This is a genomic window from Candidatus Chloroploca mongolica (assembly GCF_004762035.2).
In the GTDB taxonomy this organism is placed as follows: domain Bacteria; phylum Chloroflexota; class Chloroflexia; order Chloroflexales; family Chloroflexaceae; genus Chloroploca; species Chloroploca mongolica.
Genome location: NZ_SIJK02000023.1, coordinates 48,510 through 72,706 on the forward strand (window position 1 = coordinate 48,510; position 24,197 = coordinate 72,706).

The following is a 24,197-nucleotide window of genomic DNA, read 5'->3' on the forward strand; positions in this document are numbered from 1 at the left end:
TGATATATTTTATCATTACCAGCATAATCGACTCGCCGTGAGTCGTTCTTTTTCGCCTTGTATTATTGATAGAATGTATCACTTATGACAGCAACTCCCGTACCTCTGCACCGCCTGCCCGTGACGGTGCTCTCGGGGTTTCTTGGCTCGGGCAAGACGACGCTGCTCAACCATGTGCTCGCGAATCGTGAGGGCTTGCGTGTCGCGGTGATCGTCAACGATATGAGCGAGGTCAATATTGATGTGCAACTCGTGCGCGGTGGCGGGGCCGCGCTCAGCCGTACCGAAGAGCGCCTCGTCGAGATGTCTAATGGCTGTATTTGCTGTACCCTGCGCGAGGATCTGCTCGTTGAGGTGGCGCGCCTCGCCCGCGAAGGTCGTTTCGATTATTTGCTGATCGAGTCGACCGGGATCGCCGAGCCGCTGCCGGTCGCCGAGACCTTTACCTTTCCCGGGCCTGATGGCGTCAATCTCGGTGATCTCGCTCGTCTCGATACGATGGTGACGGTAATCGATGCCTTTAACTTTACCCAGGATTTTGCGTCGCTCGATGAGTTGCGCGACCGCAACCTCGATGCCGGTGAAGGCGATGAGCGAACGGTGGTCGATCTGCTGATCGATCAGATCGAGTTCGCCGATCTTCTTGTGCTCAACAAGACCGATCTGGTGGAGCCCGATGAGCTTGATCAGCTCGAGGCGCTGCTGCATAAACTCAATCCCGAGGCCCAGATCATTCGCTCCAGCTTTGGTCAGGTGCCGCTCAACGCGCTGCTCAATACCGGTCGCTTCGACTTCGAACACGCCGCCCAATCTCCCGGCTGGCTCAAGGAACTGCGCGGTGAGCATGTGCCCGAGACCGAGGAGTACGGCATCGCTAGTTTTGTCTACCGCGCCCGGCGTCCGTTTCATCCTCAGCGCTTCTGGGATCTGATCAACCAACCCTGGCCCGGTGTGCTGCGCTCCAAGGGGCTCTTCTGGTTAGCTACCCGCATGGAGTTGAACGGCGTATGGTCACAGGCCGGCGGTGCCTGCCGCGTTGAGCCAGGTGGCCGCTGGTGGGCCGCGCTGCCCGAAGAGGCTGTGCCCGATGATCCTGAGCACGAGTTGTTCCTCGTCAATCGCTGGGATCCGACCTGGGGCGACCGACGCCAGGAGCTTGTCCTGATTGGGCAGCATCTCGATGAGGCCGCCTTGCGCGCTGAACTCGATGCTTGTCTGCTGACCGAGCGCGAAATGGCTCTCGGCCCTGACGGGTGGGCCCACTTCGAGGATCCCTTCGGGTCATGGGAGTTTCTCGATGCGTATGACGACGATGACGATGACGACACGTACGAAAGGAGCGTAAGCAATGGCAAAACGGTGTGATCTGACTGGCCGCAAACCATCCTACGGCCATAATGTCTCGTTTTCGAAACGGCGTACCAACTGTCGCTGGGAGCCAAATCTGCACTATCACCGGATCTGGGTGCCCGAAGAGCAACGCTTTGTGCGGCTGCGCCTGTCGGCGGCTGCGCTGCGCGAGATCGAAAAGAAGGGTCTGATGCTCGCGCTGCGTGACCGTGGTCTCAGGCTCAAAGGGGTGGATCGCCCTCCTGGTGCGGGCATTGAACCACCCCAAGGCCTCCGCCCTGGCCCCCCGCTGCACCCGCCGTGTCACCCGCTGCGCCAGCAATGTCACCCCGAGCGCAGCGAGGGGTCTTCCATGCGCCGCAGCGAAGATTCCTCACTCCGTTCGGAATGACATGGCTGGCGTTGGCACCCCCGCTGCGCCAGCCATGTCACCCGCCACACCCGCCGTGTCACCCCGCTGCGCCCGCCGTGTCACCCGCCGCACCCGCCGTGTCACCCGCCGCGCCAGCATTGTCACCCCGAGCGCAGCGAGGGGTCTTCCATGCGCCGCAGTGAAGATTCCTCACGACGTTCGGAATGACATGGCTGGCGTTGGCACCCCCGCTGCGCCAGCCATGTCACCCGCCACACCCGCCGTGTCACCCCGCTGCGCCCGCCGTGTCACCCGCCGCACCCGCCGTGTCACCCGCCGCGCCAGCATTGTCACCCCGAGCGCAGCGAGGGGTCTTCCATGCACAGCAGGGAAGATTCATGGGTCGCAGTGAAGATTCCTCACTTCGTTCGGAATGACATGGCTGGCGTTGGCACCCCTTGGTGCGGGCCCTGAACCAGCACCCCATCCCCATGCCGCAACGCTTGTCTCCCGAACCCTGGCCAACGACACCGCCAACCTAAGGCGAACCAATCCAACGCCATGACGCTCCCTCGGCCCGTGAATAAAAAATCTACCCCCAAAAGATACTGCTGGCGAACTCTGCATACGCGCCATCCTCTCAAACAGCCCTTACCCTCTACCGGACGATTGTGGTTTTCGGCGGAGAAGGGCTGTGACGACCTCGCCTGCTGGCCCAGGGCGCACCAAGCGCAATTTTTCGATGCAAGACGACCCGAAAAACGCAGGTGCCGGCTGAGGAGGGGTTTGCCAGCAGTATCCCAAAAGGCTCAGCCGACTTCAACGCTTGGTGTGAGATCGTTTTTGCCGCACTGGGACGCCGCCGAAAAATGCATATTTCGCCCGATTGCGATGCGGAGGCTACGCGTGTACCGCATCCTGATGCAAAACCGTGTACGAGAACTCACACCAAGCGTTTCAGTCGACACTCCTATGCCCCCTCAGAGGCAGTTGGGGCAAGCGCGGCGAGCGCCGTACGCAGCGTGATCACGGCCTCGTCCATTGCAAAAGCATCCATCTGTCGAGCAAGGATGGTGGCATACCCACCCAGGGCACTGCGCAACAACGGCTCATGGCGACGATAAACCTCGTGGGCTTCTAGATCGTCCTGGGCTAACAGGGCCATCAATTCATCGATCACTGTGCGCAAATGCACAGCGTTGACGTTGTCCACCCGCGGGGCAGATGGCGCAGGGAGGGCAGACACGATAGCGTCGGCAATGCGGTGCTGCGCCTCCTCGATCACAAGGGTCAACGCCTGGATTGCCTCATCGCCGTGTTCAGCCCGGATCAGCGCCTCAAGCTCGGCAGCCAACTCGTGAACCCGGTTGATGCCGAGGGTCGCAGCAGAGCTTTTCAGCGAATGGGCAATGCGCCGCGCCGCCACACGCTCATCAACGCTCAGGCAAGCGCGTAACTGATCCATATCCTCACGATGCGTCTCGGCGTACTTGCGCAGCAGCCGTGCGTAGGTCTTTGGCTTGCCATGGACATTCCTGAGCCCCTGAATTGGATCAAGGCCGGGAATAGCCGCCAGAGCCTCACGCAGTGACACGAGAGCATCGAGCGACTCGGTCGTCTCCGTAGCCGCAGATTCGGCTGGCAGCCATCTTGCCAAGGTTGCGTAGAGATCTTCGGGAATAACTGGCTTGGCAACAAAACCGTTCATCCCAGCCAGCAGACACCGCTGACGATCTTCCTCGAAAGCACCGGCTGTAAGCGCGAGAATAGGCGTCTGCTCATACCCAGGCATCATACGGATCATACGAGTCGCGGCGAGGCCGTCAAGCACCGGCATCTGGATGTCCATGAGGATCAGATCATAGGGAATCTCGGTCTCCCGCACGTGATCGACTGCGATCTGCCCATTCTTCGCCAGATCAGCCATAAAGCCAATTTCGCGCAGCAGATCCAGGGCTACTTCCTGATTGATCAGATTGTCCTCGACAAGCAGGATGCGGGCATTGCGACGCATCATCAGTGCAAGTTCAGCCGAAGGCGGACGCGACTCGACCTCGTTCAACTGGCGTCCCTCGAGTACCTCAACCAGGGTATCGAAGAGGATCGAGGGCGTTACTGGCTTGAGCAGAAAGGCCGCAAAGCCGGCACGCTCCAGATCTTCTTTGGGCACACGCTGCCCAAAGGCCGTGATCATCAAGCAGGTTGGTGCGAGCATGAGCGGAAGCAGCCGCATGCGGCGGGCCGTTTCGAGGCCGTCCAGACCAGGCATGTGCCAGTCGATAAGCACAATTGCGTAGGGCTTTCCCTCTTGATCAGCATGTTGCACCGCAACCAGGGCTGTGAACCCGGATGCAACCAGATCAACGATGAGACCCATTGCGCTCAGCATTTCGCCAAGCACATCACGCGCAGCCTCTAGATCATCCACGATCAGCACGCGCAACCCTTGCAAGTTGGGACTGAGACGACGGGGCTGCAAGCGACTCGCGCTTTTGCCGAGTGGAACCTCGAACCAGAAGCAACTGCCCTGGCCGACCACACTGTCTACCCCCAAGCGCCCGTTCATGAGATGCACCAGGCGTTTGCTGATCGCCAGACCCAACCCGGTGCCGCCATATTTGCGCTCGGTCGAACTGTCGGCTTGCTCGAAGACCTCGAAGAGTCGCACTTGCACGTCGGGCGCGATCCCGATTCCGGTATCTTCGACTTCAAAGCGCACGAGCAAGTTTTGTTCATTCTCCTTGATGATGCGAACGCGCAGCACAATCGTACCCTGATCGGTGAACTTGATCGCATTGCTGGTGAAGTTCAGCAAGATCTGACCCAGTCGCAGCGAGTCACCATGCAGCAATGGCGGCAACCGCACATCCAGGGCATAAAGAACCTCGATGCCCTTCGCATGGGCCTTTTCGATCACCAGGTCGCTTACATTCTGAATCACTTGATCAAGACCAAAGTCGGTAGCTTCGAGAACCAGTTTGCCGGCCTCGATCTTCGAGATATCGAGGATGTTGTTGATAATCGCCAGGAGGTGCTGGGCTGCGTCAATGATCCGGCTGAGTTGATCACGCTGGCGGGCATCAGCGACATTGCGTAGCAGCAGGTGGGTCAGGCCAACAATTGCATTCATCGGAGTGCGGATTTCGTGGCTCATATTCGCCAGAAACGTGCTCTTGGCACGACTCGCAGCCTCAGCGGCGGCGCGGGCACGCTCGAGATCACGCTCGATCTGCCGACGTGCAGTAACGTCCTGGTAGTACGAGACAATGCCGCGAGTCTCATCGTGGACACGGTAGGGCGCGTTGTGCCGTTCGATGATCCTTTCATCAAGGAACTCGATCATATCGATGCCGCGCTCATCAGGAGCGCGAAAGCGTCGCTCGATCTTCGCTCGGAAATCTTCCGGTTCCCTAATCATCTGCTTGATATGCCCGATGAAGCCTATGCGCGTAAAGACGGCAAAGTCTGGTGGAAAGCGGAAGAGATCGAGAAAGGCCTGGTTGAAGATGATGCAGTCGCCATCCATTCCCATCACCATGATGCCATCGGGAATTGACTCCAGCGTGGCCCGCAGCAGGGCGGCCGTCTCGTGGACCGCTATCTCTGCCTGTTTACGCGCCGTGATGTCCCAATTGACGCCAAGCACCCGGCACGGTGTGCCTGCCGCATCACGCTCGATCTGGGCATGGGCCGCAATATGGCGGATGCGGCCATCGGGCAAGACAATGCGAAACTCGGTGATATACTCTTGTTGGTTGCGCATAGCTTGCTCGGTCGCGGTAATCGCCTGAGCAACGTCGTCAGGGTGCAGTCGGTTGAGCCAGGTTTCGGCTCTACCGTCAAACTCCTGAGGGTCAATGCCATAGAGGGTACACATCTGGGCATCCCAGATCAGAAGTTCGCGCTCGCGATCACGTTCCCAGACCCCGATGCCAGCCGAGCCGGTCGCAAGCGCAAGACGACGCGCACTTTCCTCCAGGAGTCGATACGCTTCTTGCAGTTCCTGGGTGCGTTCTTCAACCAGATCCTGGAGATGCTGCCGGTAGCGTTCCAACTCAGCCTCGGCTTGCTTGCGCTCGGTGATATCAATGAATGCACCAATAATACCAGCGCGGTTGCCCGCCTCGTCACGGAAAACATCCTTGACAAAAAGAACATCACGCCGCTGTCCGTGCTCATCAATAACCTGCGACTCGTACATCTGGGCACCACTCTGCTCGATCAGCGCGAGATCGTGAGTCTCGTAGACCGCGCTTAGCGACGAAGGCCAGAGCTCTTTCACGGTCTTGCCCTGCAACTCCTCGGGCGTTTTGCCCACCATTTCGGCAAAAGCCCGGTTGCAATCAAGGTAGCGGCCTTCGCAGTCTTTTGAGAAGATAGGGACGGGGATCGCGGCAAGCAGCGATTGGCGAAAGTTCAGCGCCCGGTCACGTTCGGCATTCGCACGTCGCAATTCCTCCTCTTGCAGCTTGCGTGCCGTGATGTCCTCAAACGTCGTATGCACCTCAAACGGAGTCGCTTCGCCGGTGCGAAATTGAGGCACCGCGTTGATGCTGATCCAGACATGATGCCCTACCTGAGGGTTGTAGACCCCCATCACCACATCTCGTACTGGGTGCCCAGTGCGCAGCGCGACGATCGCCGGGTGCTCTTCGCCAGGAAACGGTGAACCATCCTCGCGAAGCGACTCCCAGGTAGGGGTGCGGCTTGTCCGACTCTTCAATTCCGCTAGATGAACCCCCAGAATGCGCTCGGCCGTCGGATTGGCCGCAATGATCTCTCCTTGCACATTCTGGTACACGACGCCCTGCACCAGGGTCTCGAAGAGGGTGCGATAGCGCCGTTCGCTCTCACGCAATGCCGCCTGGGCTTCGTGGAGGGCGGTGATGTCACGCGCAATGCCATGCACGCCGATCAATTCGCCAGCACTATCATACATCGGTGTTTTGATCGTCTGAAAGAGGTAGTCTCTCCCATCAGCCGCACAGGTCGCCCACGCTTCATTAATGCTCGAACGACCGGCTGCAATAGCCTCCACATCTTTCTCGCGAAAGAAAGCGGCTTGCTCAGCACTGAAGAGCGCTGCATCGGTCTTGCCGATAACTTCCGACTGGGGCAACGCCACAAAACGCTCGAGGGCAGGGTTGCACATCAAATACACCCCGTGCGGATCCTTGAGCCAGACCAGGTCAGGGATAGTCTGAAGGAGCATACTGAGATAGTCGATCGAGAGCATGGTAGCCTCTCAAGTTCAGGCCACAGACGGCATACGGCCCACCGATTGCCCCTGGATGCTGACCAATTTGGCGCAAATGTCCGCCTCGCTATCGGCATAGTGCTCAGCAATGGCCTGAAATTCGGCAGACAGGGCGAGAAAGGCATCAACGATGTCGGGGTCAAACTGATGCCCACGCTCCTCGCGGATAATCTCAATCACCTCTGACATTGGCAAGGGCGGCTTGTAGATGCGACGAGAAATCAACGCATCAAAGGTGTCGGCGAGGGCCATCAGTCGCGCCGAGATGGGGATGTCCTCTTGCGCGAGACCCTCGGGGTAGCCCGTGCCATCCCAATGCTCATGATGCGAGAGTGCAATCTCACGGGCTACGTGGAGAAATTCCAGCGGAGCATGCCGGGGCCAGTTGTGTGCGCGATCAAGCTTATTGGCGCAGCCATGACTAGGCATATCGAGCAGGTGAGCCTCTTCGCTGACGAGCGTGTTATTCATTGCCATCTCGATCGCGTTGCTGCCAATGCGACAGTGCCGCTTCATAATCTCTCGCTCTTCAGGCGTGAGTCTGCCAGGTTTGAGCAGAATGTGGTCGGGGATGCCCACCTTGCCAATATCGTGCAACGGGGCTGATTTGACCAGCAGATCACGGCACGACTGGCTCAGCGCATCGGCAAAGCGGGGATGGTTGGCGAGCGCATTGGACAGTACTTTCACATAGATCTGGGTACGCCGCAGGTGATTGCCGGTATCGGGATCGCGTACCTCTGCCAGCGCGGCCATCGCTCTGATGCTCACATCTTCAATCAGTTGGTTCTCGCGCATACGCCGTGCTACTTCTGCCTCAAGGCAGGCGTTCTGGTTGGTGAGCCAGTCACGCGCTTGCTTGAGCTCAAGATGAGTGCGGACACGCGCCAGCACGATCGCCGGGCGGATCGGTTTGGTAATATAATCAACGGCACCAAGCTCAAATCCGTGTGACTCATCCTCGGTTGAGTCCATGGCTGTGACGAAGATCACCGGGATAGAGCGTGTCGCTGAATTATCGCGTAGGCGGGTGAGCACAGCGTAGCCATCCATCTCGGGCATCATCACATCCAGCAAGAGCAGATCGGGTTGCGGCGCTGATGCAGCCACCTGCAACGCCCGTATCCCCGAGCGCGCAACCCGCACCTGGTAGAACGGCATAAGCAATTCGCCCAGAATGGTGAGATTCTCCGGGGCATCGTCAACGATGAGAATTGTCTGCCTGGTAGATGCTGGCCAAAAAGATGACATCATACGCACCTCCGCTAGCAACCATTGTAGGGCACAGCCTTATGCGTATCACGTGTAGGGCCGACACCCAGCCGACTCCCGTCGGTGACTTCCTGCGATCATCGACGAGGGTGGGAACCACATACGCACCTCCGTTAGCGACCATCGTAGGGCGCAGCCTTATGCACATCACGCGTAGGGCCGCCACCCAGCCGACTCCTGTCGGTGGCTTCCTTTGATCATCGACGAGGGTGGGAACCACCCTCGTCGATGATCAAAGACTTATCTCATCATTATAGGCAGATGATCTCATTTTTATATGTGCAATCTATTGCCCTGTCTGGTACAATTTAGGGCAAATCAAGGGAAAAGAGCGGGCCATCGTAAAGCACAAGTTCCTGAAGGCTTTGCTCAAGCTAGGACTCCACCATGGCTGAACCGAAGAGTGTCAGCTGCCCTGAAGCAACAACAGAACTGGCAATGCTCCGTGCGCGTGTCGCGCACCTTGAAGCACAGCTCGTTACGTGTGAAGCAACGGTCGCGCAGCAAACAGCGTGGATCGAAGAGACCCTCCGCAAGCACGAGCAGCAGGTGCTTGCGCTGCACGATTCGCTCGGCAAGCTTCTCACACACATGAAACTCGAGGCCCAGACTATCCGCGAGAGCATCCCAATCAGGCACCTGGCGCAAACCACGCCTGTCCCATCCGCACCGTTCACTGGAACCCATCTGGAGCAGCATCCTGGATCGTTGATGCCACGGAAGACACGGATGATCGCGATCATCGAGCAGCATCGCCAATGGGTCGCTGAGGTCTATGGGTTTCATATCGATCTCCACATCGGCCAGGGCGTCGCTACGCTCTCAATCGCGCCCGATGTTGAGGTGCAGTTGCTGCGGACGATCCAGCAAGCCATGGCAAATGTGCGTACATCCACCAGTTCACAGCATGTCAGCCTGATGCTTGAATTGGTGGATGTACAGCTAGTTGTGGAACTGAGCAACATGGGACTAGAGTTTGATCTCGCCGATACAGGAGAGCCTATACGCATCCTAAAGGCCTTTGAGTTCCAGAATCTCCACGAGCAAGCAGAAGTGATCGGCGGCACCCTTGCGATGATCGCAATGCCGGGTTCGGGCCTCATCGTGCGGCTAGAGGTTCCTCTCGAACGCCTGTCGGGTTACCTTCATCATCGGCCAGGCATCCTGCTCGTCGGCAGCAATCTGTTCGATCTGCATACGCTCCAGCAGTCGCTCCATGCCGATGGCTTTGCCATCGTCGGGGTGGTGACCGATGGCCCGTCTGCGCTGGACGCCGCACCTACATTGCGACCCGACATTATTCTGATGGATCTCGCGATGCCCGGTATGAGCGGTCTCGAAGCGATGCACCCGATCCTGAAAAAAATGCCCGAGATGCAAATAGTACTGCTGACAGCCGTCGAAAACGAACAAGACCTGCTTGAGGCGCTCAAGGTAGGTGCTGCCGGTTATCTCCTGAAGAGCATAGATAGTGACGAACTTTGCAATCAACTCCTTGGGGTTCTGCGTCGAGAGTTGGCAATCTCTCACCATCTGGCCCTCCGGATTTTGCGCAATCCAGCAACACAGCCATCTCATGAGTCGCTCTCTAGCGAAGATCTCTCCTCAGCTCTCACGCAACAAGAACTAAAGGTGCTGACCCTCTTGGCCCAGGGCCATACCTACCGGGCAATCGCCCAACTGCTGGACTACAGCGAGCGAGCGATCAAGTACCAGACGGGCAAAGCCATTAAAAAGATGCATATGCCGAGCCGCGACGCAGCCGTCACCCTGGTGCGCCAGCAGATGCAGCGTGGCCTCTGGCCTGCGTCGCATTGAGCTAGCTTACCTCAACACGTACTGCATTGGCGCAGCCTGCCGCACTAATCCCTTCAGTTCAAGCAGGGTCAGGGCCCCCGCCGTCGCCTGCGCCGTCAGATTCGCTTCGCGGCTCAGTTCATCAATATGGCACGGTGTGTAGCTAATTTGGGGCTTAGACCTGTTCCCACTCCTCACGGCTCACGTCGGCCTGACGAAGTATGGTGGCGAGCAAACCAACGCCAATATCTCCGCGATGCGGATTGGGAATAGTGATGCGCTTCTCCTCGCGCACCATAAAGGCATGGCGACCAGCGGGATAAGGTCCTTGAAAGCCCAAGGCCCGCAACCCACGAATCAGACGCACTCGGCTGATGGGCCCAAAGGGTGGCATCAGGCGGCCTCCTGCGTGCGGATAGGCTGGCTCAAGTCGATCCCATCAAGTGGTGGGATAGCGTGTCCCAAACGCAAACCAAGCCAGATCCAATCTTCCAGCGCAGATTGAAGATCCTCGCGACACGCTTCGAGGCTCTCAGCGTGGCCAATCACGCCTTGCAAGCCAGGGATTTCACCAACAAAGCCTTCGTCATCAACCAATAGCTGGTAGGTGGCGCGGCGCATTGCCGCCGCAATGTAGGCACTCAGCATGGCTCTTCCTCTCGTTGAGCATGGTCCGATCGCAGCATCTTCGCTCGCATTGTAGCACGGCCCGCTCGATCACCTCAATACATACTGCATTGGCGCAGCCTGCCGCACTAATCCCTTCAGTTCAAGCAGGGTCAGGGCCCCCGCCGTCGCCTGAGCCGTCAGGTTTGCTTCGCGGCTCAGTTCATCAATATGGCACGGCGTGTAGCTGAGCAGGCCAAGCAGTGCCGTTTCGATCGGATCAATCGGCAATTCGCTGCGTGCTTCGCGCTGCACGCTCGCGCTGGTGAGATCGAGGTCGGCGAGCAGATCGTCAGCCGAACGGACAAGCGTTGCGCCGTCGCGGATCAGCCGATGACAGCCGGCACTCTGGCGGGAGAAGATCGGCCCCGGCAACGCAAAAACCTCGCGCCCCTGATCGAGCGCAAAGCCCACGGTAATCAAGGCCCCACTCTTTTCGCCCGCTTCGATCACCAGCGTTGCCCGGCTTAACCCGCTGATGATGCGGTTGCGCGGCGGGAAATTCGCCGCTACCGGCATCGTCCCCAGCGGGTAGTCACTGATCAACGCGCCCTGTTCGATGATACGCTGCGCTAGGCGCTGGTTGCGTTCGGGGTAGGGCTGATCAACCCCACTGCCCAACACGGCAAGCGTGCGCCCACCCGCCTCCAGCGCCGCCTCGTGGGCCAACGTATCCACACCAAGCGCCAAGCCGCTTATAATAGAGACACCCGCACGGGCCAGACCATCAGTCAGGCGCATCGTCGCCTCACGTCCATAGGTTGTCGGCGCACGGGTTCCAACCAGCGCAATCGACCAATCATCGGCAGGCGTCAACGCGCCGCGCACATAAAGCAGCGGTGGGGCAGCGGGGATATTGCGCAGCAAGTGAGGATAGGCCGCATCATCAATCGTCAGCAACGTCACCCCGGCCCGCGCCGTCCGTTCCAACTCGGCATCGAGGTCAAGCCGCGTGCGCACCGCCATCAGCGACGCACTCGTCTTGCCCTCGATCCCAGCGGCAGCCAGCGCAAACGCATCGGCATGCCAGGCCGCCTCCAGTGAGCCACACTGCTCAACCAGGCGCGCCAGACGGATCGGGCCAATACCCGGCACAAGATTGAAACCAAGATAATAGCGCGTATTTGGCATAGCATCGGTCTTCTCAAGCAAACAGAAAAACCATCGTCTCCAGAGTTATACCGCTGCCAGACCAATTTTGATACGGGTGCGGGGGGGTAATAGTAAGGACGATTGCATCATACGAAACCGGAGACAACCATACGCGCTATGTGGCAGCATGTGCACGCAACCAGCGGCGCAAACGGCGGCCCCCGGCCCTGTAGGGGCACCCCTTGCGGGTGCCCCTACAGGGCCGGGGGCCGGGCCCGGTGTACGGGCACCCCTTGCGGGTGCCCTGGTGGGGTGCATGCACGGAAGATGCAATCGCCCTAGGCAACTACGGGTTATCATAGACATAGAAAATATAGTCTTGTGACGTCGTCTTCACGCCTAGATCGTTGAGTAACCTGAGCATCTGGGCGCGATGATCCGTGCCATGATTCACTACATGGAGCAGCACTTGCCACACCAGAAGGTCTTTGTCTTCTTCCGGTTCGGTGATCGGTGTCTCAAGCAACATCTCGTCCTGCAAGACGGTCAGATATGCGCGCATGCGCTGCTCAACCTGATCCCAATACGTGCGTATGATGGTTCGATCATCACCGTGCGCGGGCGGTAGCGGTTCGCAGGGTTCGATGTTGCATAGTTCGCTGAACCAGATATCATCTACGCTGATGAGATGCAGAATGTGCGCCCGCACAGATCCATGCGAGTAGTGTAGCGCCTGGGTGAACTGCTCATAAGGAAGCGATGTGATGCAGTCATCCCATAGCTTGCGGTTTTCAGCGAAGTGATAGTTATAGAAATGACGAAAGGAGTTGGCATTCATACGTCTGAGGCCCTATTTCAGCTTGCGCGGCAGACCTTCATCAAGCAACACGCGTATCATTCATCTCGAAGACAAGCGCTTCTAAGCGGGCTAAAACCATGAAGATCGCCATGTGACTATTCCATAGCATTAGTTTACCCAATATATCACGAAATGTATTGCCATGATAACGATGACTGCTGGTACAAGCAACCCGAACGTGGGCGTCAGGCGCGCCGTATGCGGCTTCGGTAGGCGCACGGCTGGCGGCACGCGGCGACGGGTTGAAAAACACACAAGGTTACGGGCCACGCCAACAGCGTCGCCTGCGAGACAATCTAGCCCTGCCTTGCGGTTCAGCCAGCAGCTACGCATCTCATTGATTCCGCCTATCATACCTGCTATAGTATTTTCAGGAGAAGATATAGCAACCCTAACGGGTTTGTAAAAGCGGTTGGATGCTTGCGCACGGCTGTGCCGTGCGCAAGCATCCAACACCTTCACCTGTCTTTCGATGACGAAAGCGAGGTGCGCTTGTGCATCTGTCAATTCTGGCTTCCGATCTGGATGGCACCCTGGCTGAGCATGGTCACGTTGCCTCCGCAACCTGGCAGGCTCTGCGCAAGGCGAAGCAGGCGCAGAAGACCCTGATCCTTGTGACTGGGCGCTCGCTGGCGACGTTTGCCCCTGATGGCCCGTTTGCCGAGGTTTTTGACGCGATTGTGGCCGAAAATGGCGCGGTTATCTATTTGCCGCGCCAGGATAGTGTCATCTTGCCTTTTGGGCGTTTGCAACAGGTGTTGCTCGAACGCTTGCTCGCTTTGCCAATCCCTCTTGAACACGGCATGGCCCTGGTTGCAACGCACGTTCCTCATGATCAGCCTATTATTGACGTGCTGCGTGAATGTGGTGGCGGTGCCAACATCGAGTACAATCTCGGATCGGTTATGGTTTTGCCCCAGGGGGCGACCAAAGGAACCGGGCTGGCGTTTGTGCTACGCGAACTCGGCCTTTCGCTGCATAATGTGGTTGCATGTGGCGATGCGGAAAATGACCTGAGTCTCTTGCAGGCTAGTGAGTTGGCTGTTGCTGTTGCGAATGCAACCCCTGAATTAAAGGCTACCGCTGATCTGGTGCTCGATCAGCCAGATGGTGCTGGGATGCGCCAGTTGCTTGGGCAGTTGATCGATGGTACGCTGCCTGCCCGCCCCATGCGTCCAGAGCGTCAGCTTGCCCTGGGGTATCAGCTTGGTCAGCAGCCATTTCACCTGGATCCCTGGCACCTGGTCGATCGGGTTTGGTCGATTGGTGGTGCAAGTGGGAGCGGCAAATCCTGGCTTGCTGGTTTGCTTGCCGAGGAATTAATCGCTCAGGGTTATCAGGTTGTCGTCATTGATCCCGAGGGTGATTATCGCAGCCTCGCGGCGCTACCGCATACGATGCTGGTTGGTAGTCAGAATTCGCATCAGCAACGCGTCGGCGATGCCATCACCCTCTGTGAGTATGGCAATGCCAACCTGATCGTTGACCTCTCTTCAATGGAGCAGGAAGCTCGTAATGATTACCTTGAACGGCTGCTCCGCGAATTGCTCGATCTCCGCGTCCGTCGCAGTCGCCCACACTGGATCTTGATCGATGAAATTCAGCAGAGCTATCCGGCATGGAAGTCGCCCTATACTGGCACGGTTCAGGCGCTGATGGCAGGTGGCGGGGTGGCGATGGTAAGCTATCGGCCCAGTCTGATTGCCCGGCCACTCCTTGAGGCTGTGCAAGTCTGGGCGATTACGAATACCACGACCCCCGAAGATCTGGCGCTCTTCGATGAATTGCTTGGCACCACTCCCAATTGGGCACACACCCGTATGCAGATTCCCGCTTTGCCGCGGGGCCATGCGTATCTGGCCGATCTGGGGCCGACGCCAATGCACGGTGCTGCCTCTGAGCATAATATCATCTTTCGCACCGGTCTCCGCCGCATGCCTCACATTCGACACCTGCATAAGTATGTCACCGTCCCCTTGCCACGCAATAAATGGTTTGTCTTTCGTGACCATACGGGCGCCATGCACGGAACCGCCGCTAATCTCGCCGAGTTCCGCATCCTTATCGGGCGTGTGCCAATTGCAACCCTGGAATATCATCTCTACCGCAACGATTTTGCTTACTGGCTCACCGATAGCTTGCACGATGCCGAGCTCAGTCGGCAGATGCGCAAAATTGTTCACCGTAAGGTCAAAGGTTCGGGCCTCCGTGATGAGCTTGAAGCGATCATCGCTGCCCGCTATGATGAATTAGCCACAATGCTGTAGTGGCCTAAGCCCGAGGCTCCAACCAGGTTCGTACCCTGACAAGATACAAAAGCGGAGTAGCGCATCAGCGCTACTCCGCTTTTATATCTTCCGTTTCTCCAGGCTTACGAGCGCATGCTCTCAGCCCAGGCTTCGTACAGCTCGTCCTTGTTCTTCAGGCCGATGCGCGGCAGGGCGTGGTTGACCACGTAGGTCGACCCGACGTGGCGGTTCTCCCACATCGCCTGGTGCGCCTCCTTTAGTTCCGGCCAATCCACCACCAGCGGTTCGGTGATCGAGAGCAGACCGGCGCTGATCTCGTCGCTGAGCCGCAGGATCTCGTAGGCATTCGAGAGGTGCGTGCCCCAGAGGTTGACGGTTGGCATGTAGACCCGGCGCTGACGCATCCAGATCTGCGGGGCAAAGAAGGAGTAGCGCCGCCCGCCCATCTCTTCAAAGTAGACGATCCGTCCGATGAACGGTTTGACCAGCATGGCACTGACGTTCAGCGTATCGTGACCCGCCCGCTCGATGATCATGTCGGGATAGCCACGTGGGTTATCTGCACTCGTCAGGAAGCCACCAATGGCACTACCCAGCGGCTTGAAGGTCAGGTCATTGAAGCGCCGGATCGCTTCCTTCAGGCCATCCGGATCCGTCTTGGAGTCGGGCAGGTCGGGCATCGTGTCGGGCCAGTCAAAGTCCTCACCATAGCGGCGATGCAACTCTTCGATACTAACCACGCCACGCAACGCTGCACCAAAGCCGAGACTGAAGACAAACTCGCGCTGGGCATCGGTATAGGTCACAACCACAATGCGTGCCCCGAGCGCACGAGCTGCCTCGATTGCCTCAAGACCCGGCTCGTCAACGAGTGATTTGCCGTCGACACCGTAGTAGATCATCACCGCTTGACCGCCGCGCAGACCCGCCCGGCGCATCATCTCCTCGGGGCTCGAATGGCCCGGTTTGCCAAGGAAGGTGAAGTGGTAGCCCGAGCTGGCCCCGTAGAAGGTCAGCACCGGAATATGCCCATCACGCGGCTCACCGAGCAACTGGAAGCTGCGGCCAAACGCCTGCTCACCAGCGTGCGAGATGGCATAGTCGGCCAGATGATGGTTGTTCTGCTGGCGATAGAGATCGAGCAACGGCTCGCCAGCCTTCTCCCACGCCGCCCACTGGGAAGGATCGGACGGGATGCGCGTGAAGATATTGGCAATCGACGGATGCTTGCGGTTGATCGTACCTTTGCCGCCTGCCTCCATCAACGTCCTGGCGCGTTCTTCGCTCGAGACCATACCAATTACCCGCAGGCCGTTGCGCGCTGCCGAGCGGGCTGCGTCAAGACCAGTACCGGTGGCGGCACCCTCGATGAAGACACTCTTGCCGGCCTTGATCTGCAGTGTCGTAAAGAGCGCACGGTAGGCCGTACCCAGATTGAGCATAAAGCTCCCTGCCGCCTCAAGCGACATATCCGGGGCCAGCGGCAGACACTGCGGTGCCTGGGCCAACATAAACTGCTGATGCGATCCATCAGGCGTATTGTAGCCCTGGATAACAAAATCAGCCGCCATCGGGTCGAGGCCCATCATCGGCGAGAGCACATTGCTCTGGCCGGAGTAGACGGCGACCAGATCTCCGACTTTGAGGCGTCCCTCGCGGCGCAGTTCTTCGCCAAGGGTCGCCACGATGGCAACACCGCCCGAACCGGTAATGTGCCAGTCGCGGTCGTGCTCATCAAAGAGCGAGACGGGAATACCCGTAATTGCCCAGATGTCATTGAAGTTGACTTCGCTCGCCAGGATATAGAGCAACGCCTGATTTGGGCGCGGCTTCTCGACTGGAATGATCACCTCGCGCTCGGCATCAATCGGGTCACCGACCAGATCTTCGCCGCTTTCGGGGTCACGGATGACACCCTGCGCATATTGCCACGTGGGCAGTGGCGTCACCCCTGGGAAGAACGGCGAGCCAATCGGCAGCAATTGCTCGGTCTCCAGGTAGAGTTTCTCTTGCTCGGGGGTGACCAGGGTGCGGCGGGTGGGCAGCGGTGCGCTGCGCTTATCCATAAAGTCCTGGATACCCTTCTTTCCGCCTTCAGGATCAACCACCGCCTCGGCAAAGAGTTTTGCCTCGTGGGCCAGGCCATGCTCGAAGCCCTTTTCGAAGCCAACGGTGATGGCCTCGAGTGCCCGCTGCACTGCCTTGGCACGACCGGCACCTTCTGACTGCTTCAGAATGCGCTGTACTCGGGGGTTCTGGATGATCGCGTTCAGTTCATCCTGCACGAAGTGGGACTGCGGCTGTTCCCAGTTGACCAGAGCCGCCTTGCGGCGCTCGAAGGCAGCTTTCAGCACGCCCGTGCCCGTGGCATACTCACGTACCAGGGCACCAGCGAAATTGACTGCATCCTCGGTTTGGGTTGCCAGGTGATCGATCAAGCCAATTTCAAGCGCCTCTTCCGAGGTAATGCTGCGCCCACCAAGGATCATCTCGAGCGCACGCAGGGTTCCGGTGCCATTCGAGCGCTTGTAGAGCAAGCGGGGAAGGCGCTGCGTACCACCGTAGCCGGGCAACATGCGCAGGTTAATCTCGGGTTGACCAAACTCGGCGTGCTCATCGGCAACGCGATAGTGACACGCGAGCGCAAATTCGAGACCACCACCAAGCGCGACACCATTGATGGCTGCGATACACGGCTTCTCCATCCGCTCGATCTTGCGGAAGGCGAGGTGGGCGTTATTCGGTAGCGCAATGGCATCCTCGAAGGTGTGCATATCTTCGAGTAACTGACGGATATCCGCACCAGCCACAAAGCTCTTGGTGCCTTGACCAGTGAAGATCACGGCGGCAACATCCTCGCGGCGAGCCAGGTGGTCAACAATCGTATTCAACTCGTCAAGCGCACGCTCGTTCAGCGCATTGACCGGCGGGTTGGTGATCGTCACAATCGCCAGGCGTCGCAGGGCCGTGCTCTTCTGCGCGACCCCACTGCCCTTGAGGGCGTGGTACTCGATGCGGAAGTAGCGATAGCGCTCGAAAATCTGCTGCTCATCGGCAAGTTGCTGTTTGCGCTTCCAGGCATCGATCTTCTCGGTCAGTTCGTCGAGTATCTCAGGATTCCGCAACGTACTCGTATCGCCAAGCGATTCATCGAGCATCAGATTGCGCAAGAAACGACGCACATACTTGCCGCTCCGCGTCTCGGGGAAGGCCGTGACTTCGATATAATCCTCGGGTACGGCTACGATACCCTTTTCGTTGCGTACCAAGTCATCGAGGCGGCGGCGATCATTGCTGGTGAGGCGGTGGCCGGGTGCCGTCAACACAAAGGCGAGCGGGGTCAGACCCTTTTCGCGGTGGGGTGCGCCGACCACAATACAGTTGCCAACCGGCGAATCGGGGGTCGTCTGCTTATCACGCAGGATCGCGCCCTCGATCTCTTCGGTCCCCATCCGGTGCCCCGACACATTGATCACATCGTCCGAGCGGCCATGTAGGGTAAAGCTACTATCGGCATACTTCATCGCGAAGTCGCCCTGGACATAGGCCCACTGACCATCAGGCCCGCGGCGCCAGTAGGTCTTGGCATAGCGGTCGCCATCGCCAATCCATGCGGTCAGCGGCTGTTCGCCCGTGACTACTTTCTCGAAGCCAGCCACATCACCCCAGATCGTCCGCGTGAGATAAGGATAGGGCATGGTAATAACAATCTCACCCTTTTCCTCGGTCTCGGCCTGGCGGTACGTTGCCGTAGTGCCATCGGCCTGCAACTCACTGAGCCAGACATCACCAAGCACCCAGGGCAGCGGGTAGGTGTGCGCATCGGGGCGCAGCGGATAATCCTCGTTGCCATAGAAGTGAGTCCAGACAATGCCACCATGCTCAGTTGCCCAGTACGAATTGATATACTGAGGCGACATAATTTCCATACCAAACTGCTGCACCGCTGGTGAAACAGGCTCGGCACAGAAGGTACAGACACGCAGGGTGCTCATATCGTACTGCTGTACGTCGGCGACATTCTGCTGGTTGGTCATCACGCTCTTGAGGAAGGTCACACCAGCCTTGAAGATCTGCACCTTGTGGCGCTCGATGATGCTCGAATAACGGCCAGCACTGGGGAAGACCGGGGAGCCTTCGACGAGCACGCCGATACAGCGCGAGCTCAGCGTCGCACTGATCATATAGCTCTGACCGGTAATCCAGCCTGGATCAGCGATCACAAAGATCACATCACCTGGCTCGGCGTCAAAGCTCACCTTCATCGTATGCGCGAGGCCAGCGACATAGCCACCGTGGACATGCACTACACCCTTGGGTTTGCCCGTCGAGCCGGAGGTATAGATGATAAACATCGGATACTCGGCATCAACCGGGGTACAGGGCACAGCGGCATAGAGTGCCTGCACGAATTGTTCGGTCGGCAGATCGAGCAACTCTTTCTCGCTCTTGACGGTCACACCGGCAGCGGCGGCGAGTTCAAACAACTTTGCCGTTGCCTTCTCCATCAAATCGTGGCTCCATACATCACGTTCGGGGCGCCAGAGGATATCCTGGCCCGTATGGCGCACCACAACGACGGCCTTGACACGAGCCGGCGAAGCCACCAGCGCCATCGCGACGGCGGTACGGATCTGCGACTGCTCGGCGACATCGAGATCGCTCATATCGTGCAGCGCCTTACCGACGCCACGCATCACATCCGAGCGCTCGACCGTAATATCCTCGGCAATCGTCTCCTTGACCACTCCGAGCATCATCTCGGCCTGCGGGGCTGCAAGGCCAAGCCCCTTCAAGGTCTGCTCAACAATAGAAATTGCCATCTCGACCGGGATAAACTTATCGAGCGCCTGGTCGGTGTAGACCTCTTTATAGGGCACGATCTGCGCATTGCGGTAGGCACCATCTGAGGTGATGACCACCTCGGCACCCGCATTATGGATGCGATCCGAGAGGGTCTTATCAGAAAAACCACCGAAAACGGGCGTATAGACAATGCCTAGGCGCTTGGCGGCCTCGGTGTAGTAGATCTGGTCAAGAATATTGGGCATATTGAGGGCAATGCGATCGCCCTGCTTCAACCCCAACCCCTGAAGCACCAGGGCTGCCTTGACGACTTCAAGCATCATCTGCTTGCGGGTAATGCTGGTATGCACCACCGGGCCGCCGCGCCCACCATTGAGTGAGCTATCCCAGCGATCGCCCTCGAAATAGTAGGCGATTTCATCCCCAAAACCGTTGAGGACATGGCGGTCAACCTCATTGAAACAGGCGTTGGTCAGACCACCTTCGAACCAGCGGTAGTGTGGGGGATTATCATCATTAAAGGTACGCGCCCAGGGCTGATGATCAGCCCCATAGGGCACCTCAACAACTGCGCCGTTACGTGCATCGAGGCCTATCCAGCGGGCTGCGGCCTCGTCCCAGGTGATCCAGGCGTTCAGTTCAGCATCGTACCAGTGAATAGCACTGCGGGCGATAGCAGCATGAAAGACACCGGGATCATCGAGAACGGCATTACGTTGAGCCTCCCAGTCAACACGGCTAAGGATCGGATTGCTGCGCGGAGCGCGCGGTGGGGCGAGGGACGGAGCCTCGAACATTACTTATCCTCCGGGGATATGCAAGGCACGTGTAACAGATTGTGATATGACGTACAAAGGGACTATACACTAGGGTACCGAGGATGCCCACTTTCGTCAAGGGTGAGTCGGGCGGTATCCTACCTACCCGATCTAATAGGGGGTGAAGGCCGCTGGCCCCATACGCATGAACGTTAGGGCGGTTGCTCTAAAAAACCTTGCGTATGCTGGCGAAAACAGCCAGCATACGCAAGATTCTTGGGGCCGCAGGACCCAACACCCCGGCGGGTTACAGGGCTAGCGCCCTACAATATCACACTCTGCATCACCAGCATGCCTGCCAGGGCAAAAAACATGATACTCGACACACTCGTAAACACTGCTTGCCCGCGAGGACCAATGACATTGCCCGACCGTGAAATAGCCAGCGCAATGAGCGCCTCGAGCCCTGAAGCAACCACAAACCAGATCACCGTAAAGAGGATCAACCCCATCGCTCCACCGAGTTCGTATGTGCGGAGCATGGTCGGCGTTCCTGTCGCCAGCCAGAAGGTCCAGGTTAACGGGTTGGCTAGGTTGCCCACAACCCCCTTCCAGAACGACCAACTGAGCGGTGTCGCCGCTGCCATTTCAGCATGCCAGAGCCGCCGCGCATCGCGGAGCGCTTCGATGGCAAAATAGGAGAGGCACAGGGCACCAAAGAGTCCAACCCACAGGGAGGCAGCGGCTACCTGAGCAATGATCCAGCTAAAGGCAAGGGCGGGTAACAACAGAACCAGGTCAGCCGTGGCCGAACCGAGAATAACGCGGAAGCTCGCCTGAAACCCCCGTGTTGCCGCTTCCTGGACAATCGTGACAAAGATTGGCCCTACCGACAGTGCTGCCCCGACCCCTAATAAAACGCCTAGCCAGATGATTTCGCCCACAACATCCTGCCTTTAGCGCAATCCTTCTGCGCACAACAAAGCGCGGCCCACGGTGGCCACGCTGCACACCGCGAGTCTACCCCTCGTTGCGGGCATGATGCTATGGATACTGTGTCTAGTATTTATGGTGTGTTATTTGGGCAGATTGACCATACTCTGCGGTATGGGGTGAAACCAGGCCAGGGGATGTCCGGGGGCAAGGGTGACTTGCACTCTGGTGTCGGGGGCAAATTCGTGGACATGGTTGCAGACGCAACGCAGCGTGCGTTGCGAGGCAAGGGCGACATCGTACAGAAAGTCGCCCCCCCGAAAGGTACAGCAAAGAATCCGTGCGTTACCCTGAGGGTCAGCGCTTAGCTCGAGGTCGTCGGGGCGTACCAGCATGTCAACCGAGGTTCCCACTGGTGCGTCAATCGCCTGGATCACGGTGCCGAGTTCGGTTGCAAGCCCCGCTGGGGTGACTGTGGCAGGAATGAAGGCTGCAATGCCAATGAATTCGGCAATGAACCGCGTCGCTGGCGCAAGAAAGAGTTCCTGCGGCCTGGCGAGTTGTTCGAGTCGGCCTGCGTGCATGACCGCAATGCGATCGCCCATAAAGAGGGCCTCTTCCTGGTCGTGCGTGACAAAGAGTGCCGTGGTGCCCAGTTGCTTGAGGATCGTCCGTACTTGCGCCCGCAAGGTCGTACGCAAATCAGCGTCCAGGTTGCTAAATGGTTCGTCAAGGAGCAAGACGGCTGGATTCGGGGCCAGCGCCCGTGCCAGCGCTACCCGTTGTTGTTGCCCCCCCGAAAGCTGGTGGGGCATCCGTCGTTCGTAGCCATCGAGCTCGACCAGCTTGAGCATGGCCTGCACCTGGGCCTGACGTTCACGCGCCTTGCCACGCAGCCCGAAGCCGACGTTTTGCCCGACATTCAGATGTGGAAAGAGCGCATGCTGCTGAAAGACCATGCCGACGTGACGCTCTTCAGGTGGCACATGAAGACCCGGTCTGGCGACAAGGCGCTGATCCAGCGCAATGGTGCCTTGATCGGGTGCCTCAAAACCTGCCAGCATGCGCAACACGGTTGTCTTGCCACAGCCACTTGGCCCCAGCAACGCCAGGATCTCGCCAGGCTGGATCGTCATGCTTACCTGTTCAACGGCATAGGTCGGGCCGAATGCTTTGCTCAATCCTTCGCACGAAACCTGACTCATGACATACCTCGACGCTCGCGCATCGACAGAAGGGCCATTGGTACTGACGATAGGAGCACAATCAAGAGGGCCGGCGCGGCGGCACGGGCAAAGAAGGCTTCAGACACCGCTGACCAGATCTCGGTGGCGAGACTGCGAAAACCAAGTGGTGCAAGCAAGAGGGTTGCGGGCAATTCCTTCATCGCGGTGAGAAAGACAAGGCTGGCCCCGGCAATCAGGCCAGGGCGCATCAGGGGCGCGGTCACCCGTAAAAAGACTTGCGGCGGACGATATCCCAGACTCCGTGCACTCTCTTCGAGACTAGGATGGATCTGCAAGAGTGACGTACGCAGCGCCCCAAACGCCTGCGGGAGAAAGAGAATGGCATACGCAAACAGCAGCATCGCAAAGGTCTGGTAGAGACCACGGGCATAACTGATGCCAAAGAAGACGAGGGCGAGCGCAACGGCGATGCCAGGTAGGGCAAAAGCTGAATAGGCCATTCGTTCGAGCAGGGCCGTTAGGCGACCAGGCCGACGCACCACCAGCACTGCCAGAGGCAAAGCAGCCAGGACTGTCACAAACGCCCCTCCACCTGAGGCAAGCAAGGAATTCCAGACGGCTGACCCCAGATTCCCCATCTGCTCACCCGCCAGCAAGCCGCGCACCAGCCAGTAGAACAGGATGGTCAGCGGCAATACAAGGCTCAGGCTCACAATGAGCGTACAGAAAGCAAAGGCAGGCCAGCGCCAGCGGCCCAGCGCAATGATCGTCGGTGGGCGCGCCACGGCACCGCTTGCTTGATCATAGCGTGCCACCCCACGCGTCTGAGCCTCGAATGCAACCAGCACAAGCGTCAAACCAATCAACAGGAGCGCAAAAAACGCCGCCTGTGAGCGATCAAACGAACTGTATTGCAGGTAGATCACCCGGGTGAATGTATCAAAGCGCATAATTGCCACGGCACCAAAATCGCGCAAGGTATAGAGGGCGACGAGCAACCCACCTGCCCCCAGCGCCGGGCGTAGGGCAGGCAAGACAACCCGCCAGAAGGTCGTTGTTGCGTTATGTCCCAGACTGCGCGACGCCTCTTCGAGCGACGGATCCATCCGCATCAGCGCTGCACGGACACTGAGCAGCATATACGGATAACACATCAACGTCAAGGCAAAGAGTGCCCCGGTAAAACCGTAGATTGATGGCAGTCGTGTAATGCCAAATGGCCCCTCGAGCAACTGCTGCAATGCACCGCGTGGCCCCAGCGCCGAAATATAGAGGTAAGCCCCGACATAACTGGGGATCACCAGTGGCAATGGTGTCACCACGGCCCAGAAGCGGCGCCACGGCAGATCACTGCGTACCGTCAGCCATGCGATTGGCACGGCAATCAGCCCTGAAACGGTTGTTACGGCAAGCGCAAGGCCAGTGGTGTTGCCGATGATGACCCACGTACGCGGGCGCATGAAGGTTTGAAGTGCCGCTTCGCTTGTCTCAAATGCACGGATGAGCAGATAGGCCGTAGGTAACAACAAACCCGCCACGACGAGCAACGCACCTCCCCAGAGTAGGATGGTTGACCAGTGAGGCAGTCGCCGGAGAAGCATGAAAGAACGCTTGCGCTG

The 24,197-nt window shown here is 58.5% G+C and carries 16 protein-coding genes; 4 read left to right on the top strand and 12 right to left on the bottom strand.

Going from position 1 to position 24,197, the window contains the following annotated elements; all coding sequences use genetic code 11:
- Positions 1 to 84: 84 nt before the first annotated feature.
- Positions 85 to 1,365, top strand: a complete 1,281-nt coding sequence (zigA, locus tag EYB53_RS13615) for a zinc metallochaperone GTPase ZigA (protein WP_135478791.1) — start codon at positions 85 to 87, stop codon at positions 1,363 to 1,365.
- Positions 1,349 to 1,741 (top strand): 50S ribosomal protein L28, encoded by a 393-nt coding sequence (gene rpmB, locus EYB53_RS13620; RefSeq protein WP_135478793.1) that lies wholly within the window; start codon positions 1,349 to 1,351, stop codon positions 1,739 to 1,741. Before zigA ends, rpmB begins: the two co-directional genes overlap by 17 nt.
- A 171-nt stretch (positions 1,742 to 1,912) precedes the next feature.
- Here the strand turns inward: rpmB and EYB53_RS13625 are convergent, their stop codons facing one another.
- The 3 genes from EYB53_RS13625 to EYB53_RS13635 all read right to left on the bottom strand — a co-directional run bounded on the left by EYB53_RS13625 (position 1,913) and on the right by EYB53_RS13635 (position 8,213).
- Positions 1,913 to 2,086 (bottom strand): hypothetical protein, encoded by a 174-nt coding sequence (locus EYB53_RS13625; protein ID WP_167857401.1) that lies wholly within the window; start codon positions 2,084 to 2,086, stop codon positions 1,913 to 1,915.
- A gap of 586 nt (positions 2,087 to 2,672) precedes the next feature.
- Entirely contained in the window at positions 2,673 to 6,938 is a 4,266-nt protein-coding gene (locus tag EYB53_RS13630) for a PAS domain S-box protein (RefSeq protein ID WP_135478797.1), read from the bottom strand.
- A gap of 15 nt (positions 6,939 to 6,953) precedes the next feature.
- Positions 6,954 to 8,213 carry a response regulator gene (locus tag EYB53_RS13635; RefSeq protein WP_135478799.1) on the bottom strand — a complete coding sequence of 420 codons (1,260 nt, stop codon included), beginning with the start codon at positions 8,211 to 8,213 and terminating at the stop codon, positions 6,954 to 6,956.
- A 405-nt stretch (positions 8,214 to 8,618) separates the two neighbouring features.
- Between EYB53_RS13635 and EYB53_RS13640 the strand changes: the two genes are divergently transcribed.
- Positions 8,619 to 10,049: a helix-turn-helix transcriptional regulator gene (locus tag EYB53_RS13640; RefSeq protein ID WP_135478801.1), complete on the top strand. Its 1,431-nt coding sequence runs from the start codon at positions 8,619 to 8,621 to the stop codon at positions 10,047 to 10,049.
- A 6-nt stretch (positions 10,050 to 10,055) separates the two neighbouring features.
- On the opposite strand, the gene EYB53_RS25335 is transcribed toward EYB53_RS13640, so the two are convergent.
- From EYB53_RS25335 to EYB53_RS13665, 5 genes are all read right to left on the bottom strand, one after another.
- Positions 10,056 to 10,226: a DprA-like winged helix domain-containing protein gene (locus tag EYB53_RS25335; RefSeq protein ID WP_167857402.1), complete on the bottom strand. Its 171-nt coding sequence runs from the start codon at positions 10,224 to 10,226 to the stop codon at positions 10,056 to 10,058.
- Positions 10,204 to 10,422 carry a type II toxin-antitoxin system HicA family toxin gene (locus EYB53_RS13650; RefSeq protein ID WP_135478803.1) on the bottom strand — a complete coding sequence of 73 codons (219 nt, stop codon included), beginning with the start codon at positions 10,420 to 10,422 and terminating at the stop codon, positions 10,204 to 10,206. Before EYB53_RS13650 ends, EYB53_RS25335 begins: the two co-directional genes overlap by 23 nt.
- Positions 10,422 to 10,676 carry a type II toxin-antitoxin system HicB family antitoxin gene (locus tag EYB53_RS13655; protein ID WP_135478805.1) on the bottom strand — a complete coding sequence of 85 codons (255 nt, stop codon included), beginning with the start codon at positions 10,674 to 10,676 and terminating at the stop codon, positions 10,422 to 10,424. Before EYB53_RS13655 ends, EYB53_RS13650 begins: the two co-directional genes overlap by 1 nt.
- A gap of 69 nt (positions 10,677 to 10,745) precedes the next feature.
- Positions 10,746 to 11,825: a DNA-processing protein DprA gene (dprA, locus tag EYB53_RS13660; protein ID WP_135478808.1), complete on the bottom strand. Its 1,080-nt coding sequence runs from the start codon at positions 11,823 to 11,825 to the stop codon at positions 10,746 to 10,748.
- A 307-nt stretch (positions 11,826 to 12,132) separates the two neighbouring features.
- A complete protein-coding gene (locus EYB53_RS13665; protein WP_135478810.1) occupies positions 12,133 to 12,624 on the bottom strand; it encodes a DinB family protein in 492 nt (163 codons plus the stop codon).
- Between the two features lie 515 nt (positions 12,625 to 13,139).
- Here EYB53_RS13665 and EYB53_RS13670 point away from each other — a divergent pair.
- On the top strand, positions 13,140 to 14,912 hold the full coding sequence (locus EYB53_RS13670) for a DUF5752 family protein (RefSeq protein WP_135478812.1): 1,773 nt from the start codon (positions 13,140 to 13,142) through the stop codon (positions 14,910 to 14,912).
- Positions 14,913 to 15,016: 104 nt separating this feature from the next.
- Here the strand turns inward: EYB53_RS13670 and EYB53_RS13675 are convergent, their stop codons facing one another.
- The 4 genes from EYB53_RS13675 to EYB53_RS13690 all read right to left on the bottom strand — a co-directional run bounded on the left by EYB53_RS13675 (position 15,017) and on the right by EYB53_RS13690 (position 24,179).
- Positions 15,017 to 20,497: an AMP-binding protein gene (locus EYB53_RS13675; RefSeq protein ID WP_135478814.1), complete on the bottom strand. Its 5,481-nt coding sequence runs from the start codon at positions 20,495 to 20,497 to the stop codon at positions 15,017 to 15,019.
- 284 nt (positions 20,498 to 20,781) lie between these two features.
- Positions 20,782 to 21,402 (bottom strand): LysE family translocator, encoded by a 621-nt coding sequence (locus tag EYB53_RS13680; protein ID WP_135478817.1) that lies wholly within the window; start codon positions 21,400 to 21,402, stop codon positions 20,782 to 20,784.
- Between the two features lie 132 nt (positions 21,403 to 21,534).
- Complete coding sequence (locus EYB53_RS13685) at positions 21,535 to 22,596, bottom strand: ABC transporter ATP-binding protein (protein WP_135478820.1); 1,062 nt, start codon at positions 22,594 to 22,596, stop codon at positions 21,535 to 21,537.
- Positions 22,593 to 24,179, bottom strand: a complete 1,587-nt coding sequence (locus EYB53_RS13690) for an ABC transporter permease (RefSeq protein ID WP_135478822.1) — start codon at positions 24,177 to 24,179, stop codon at positions 22,593 to 22,595. The genes EYB53_RS13685 and EYB53_RS13690 overlap by 4 nt, the downstream gene beginning before the upstream one ends.
- Between the last annotated feature and the right edge of the window lie 18 nt (positions 24,180 to 24,197).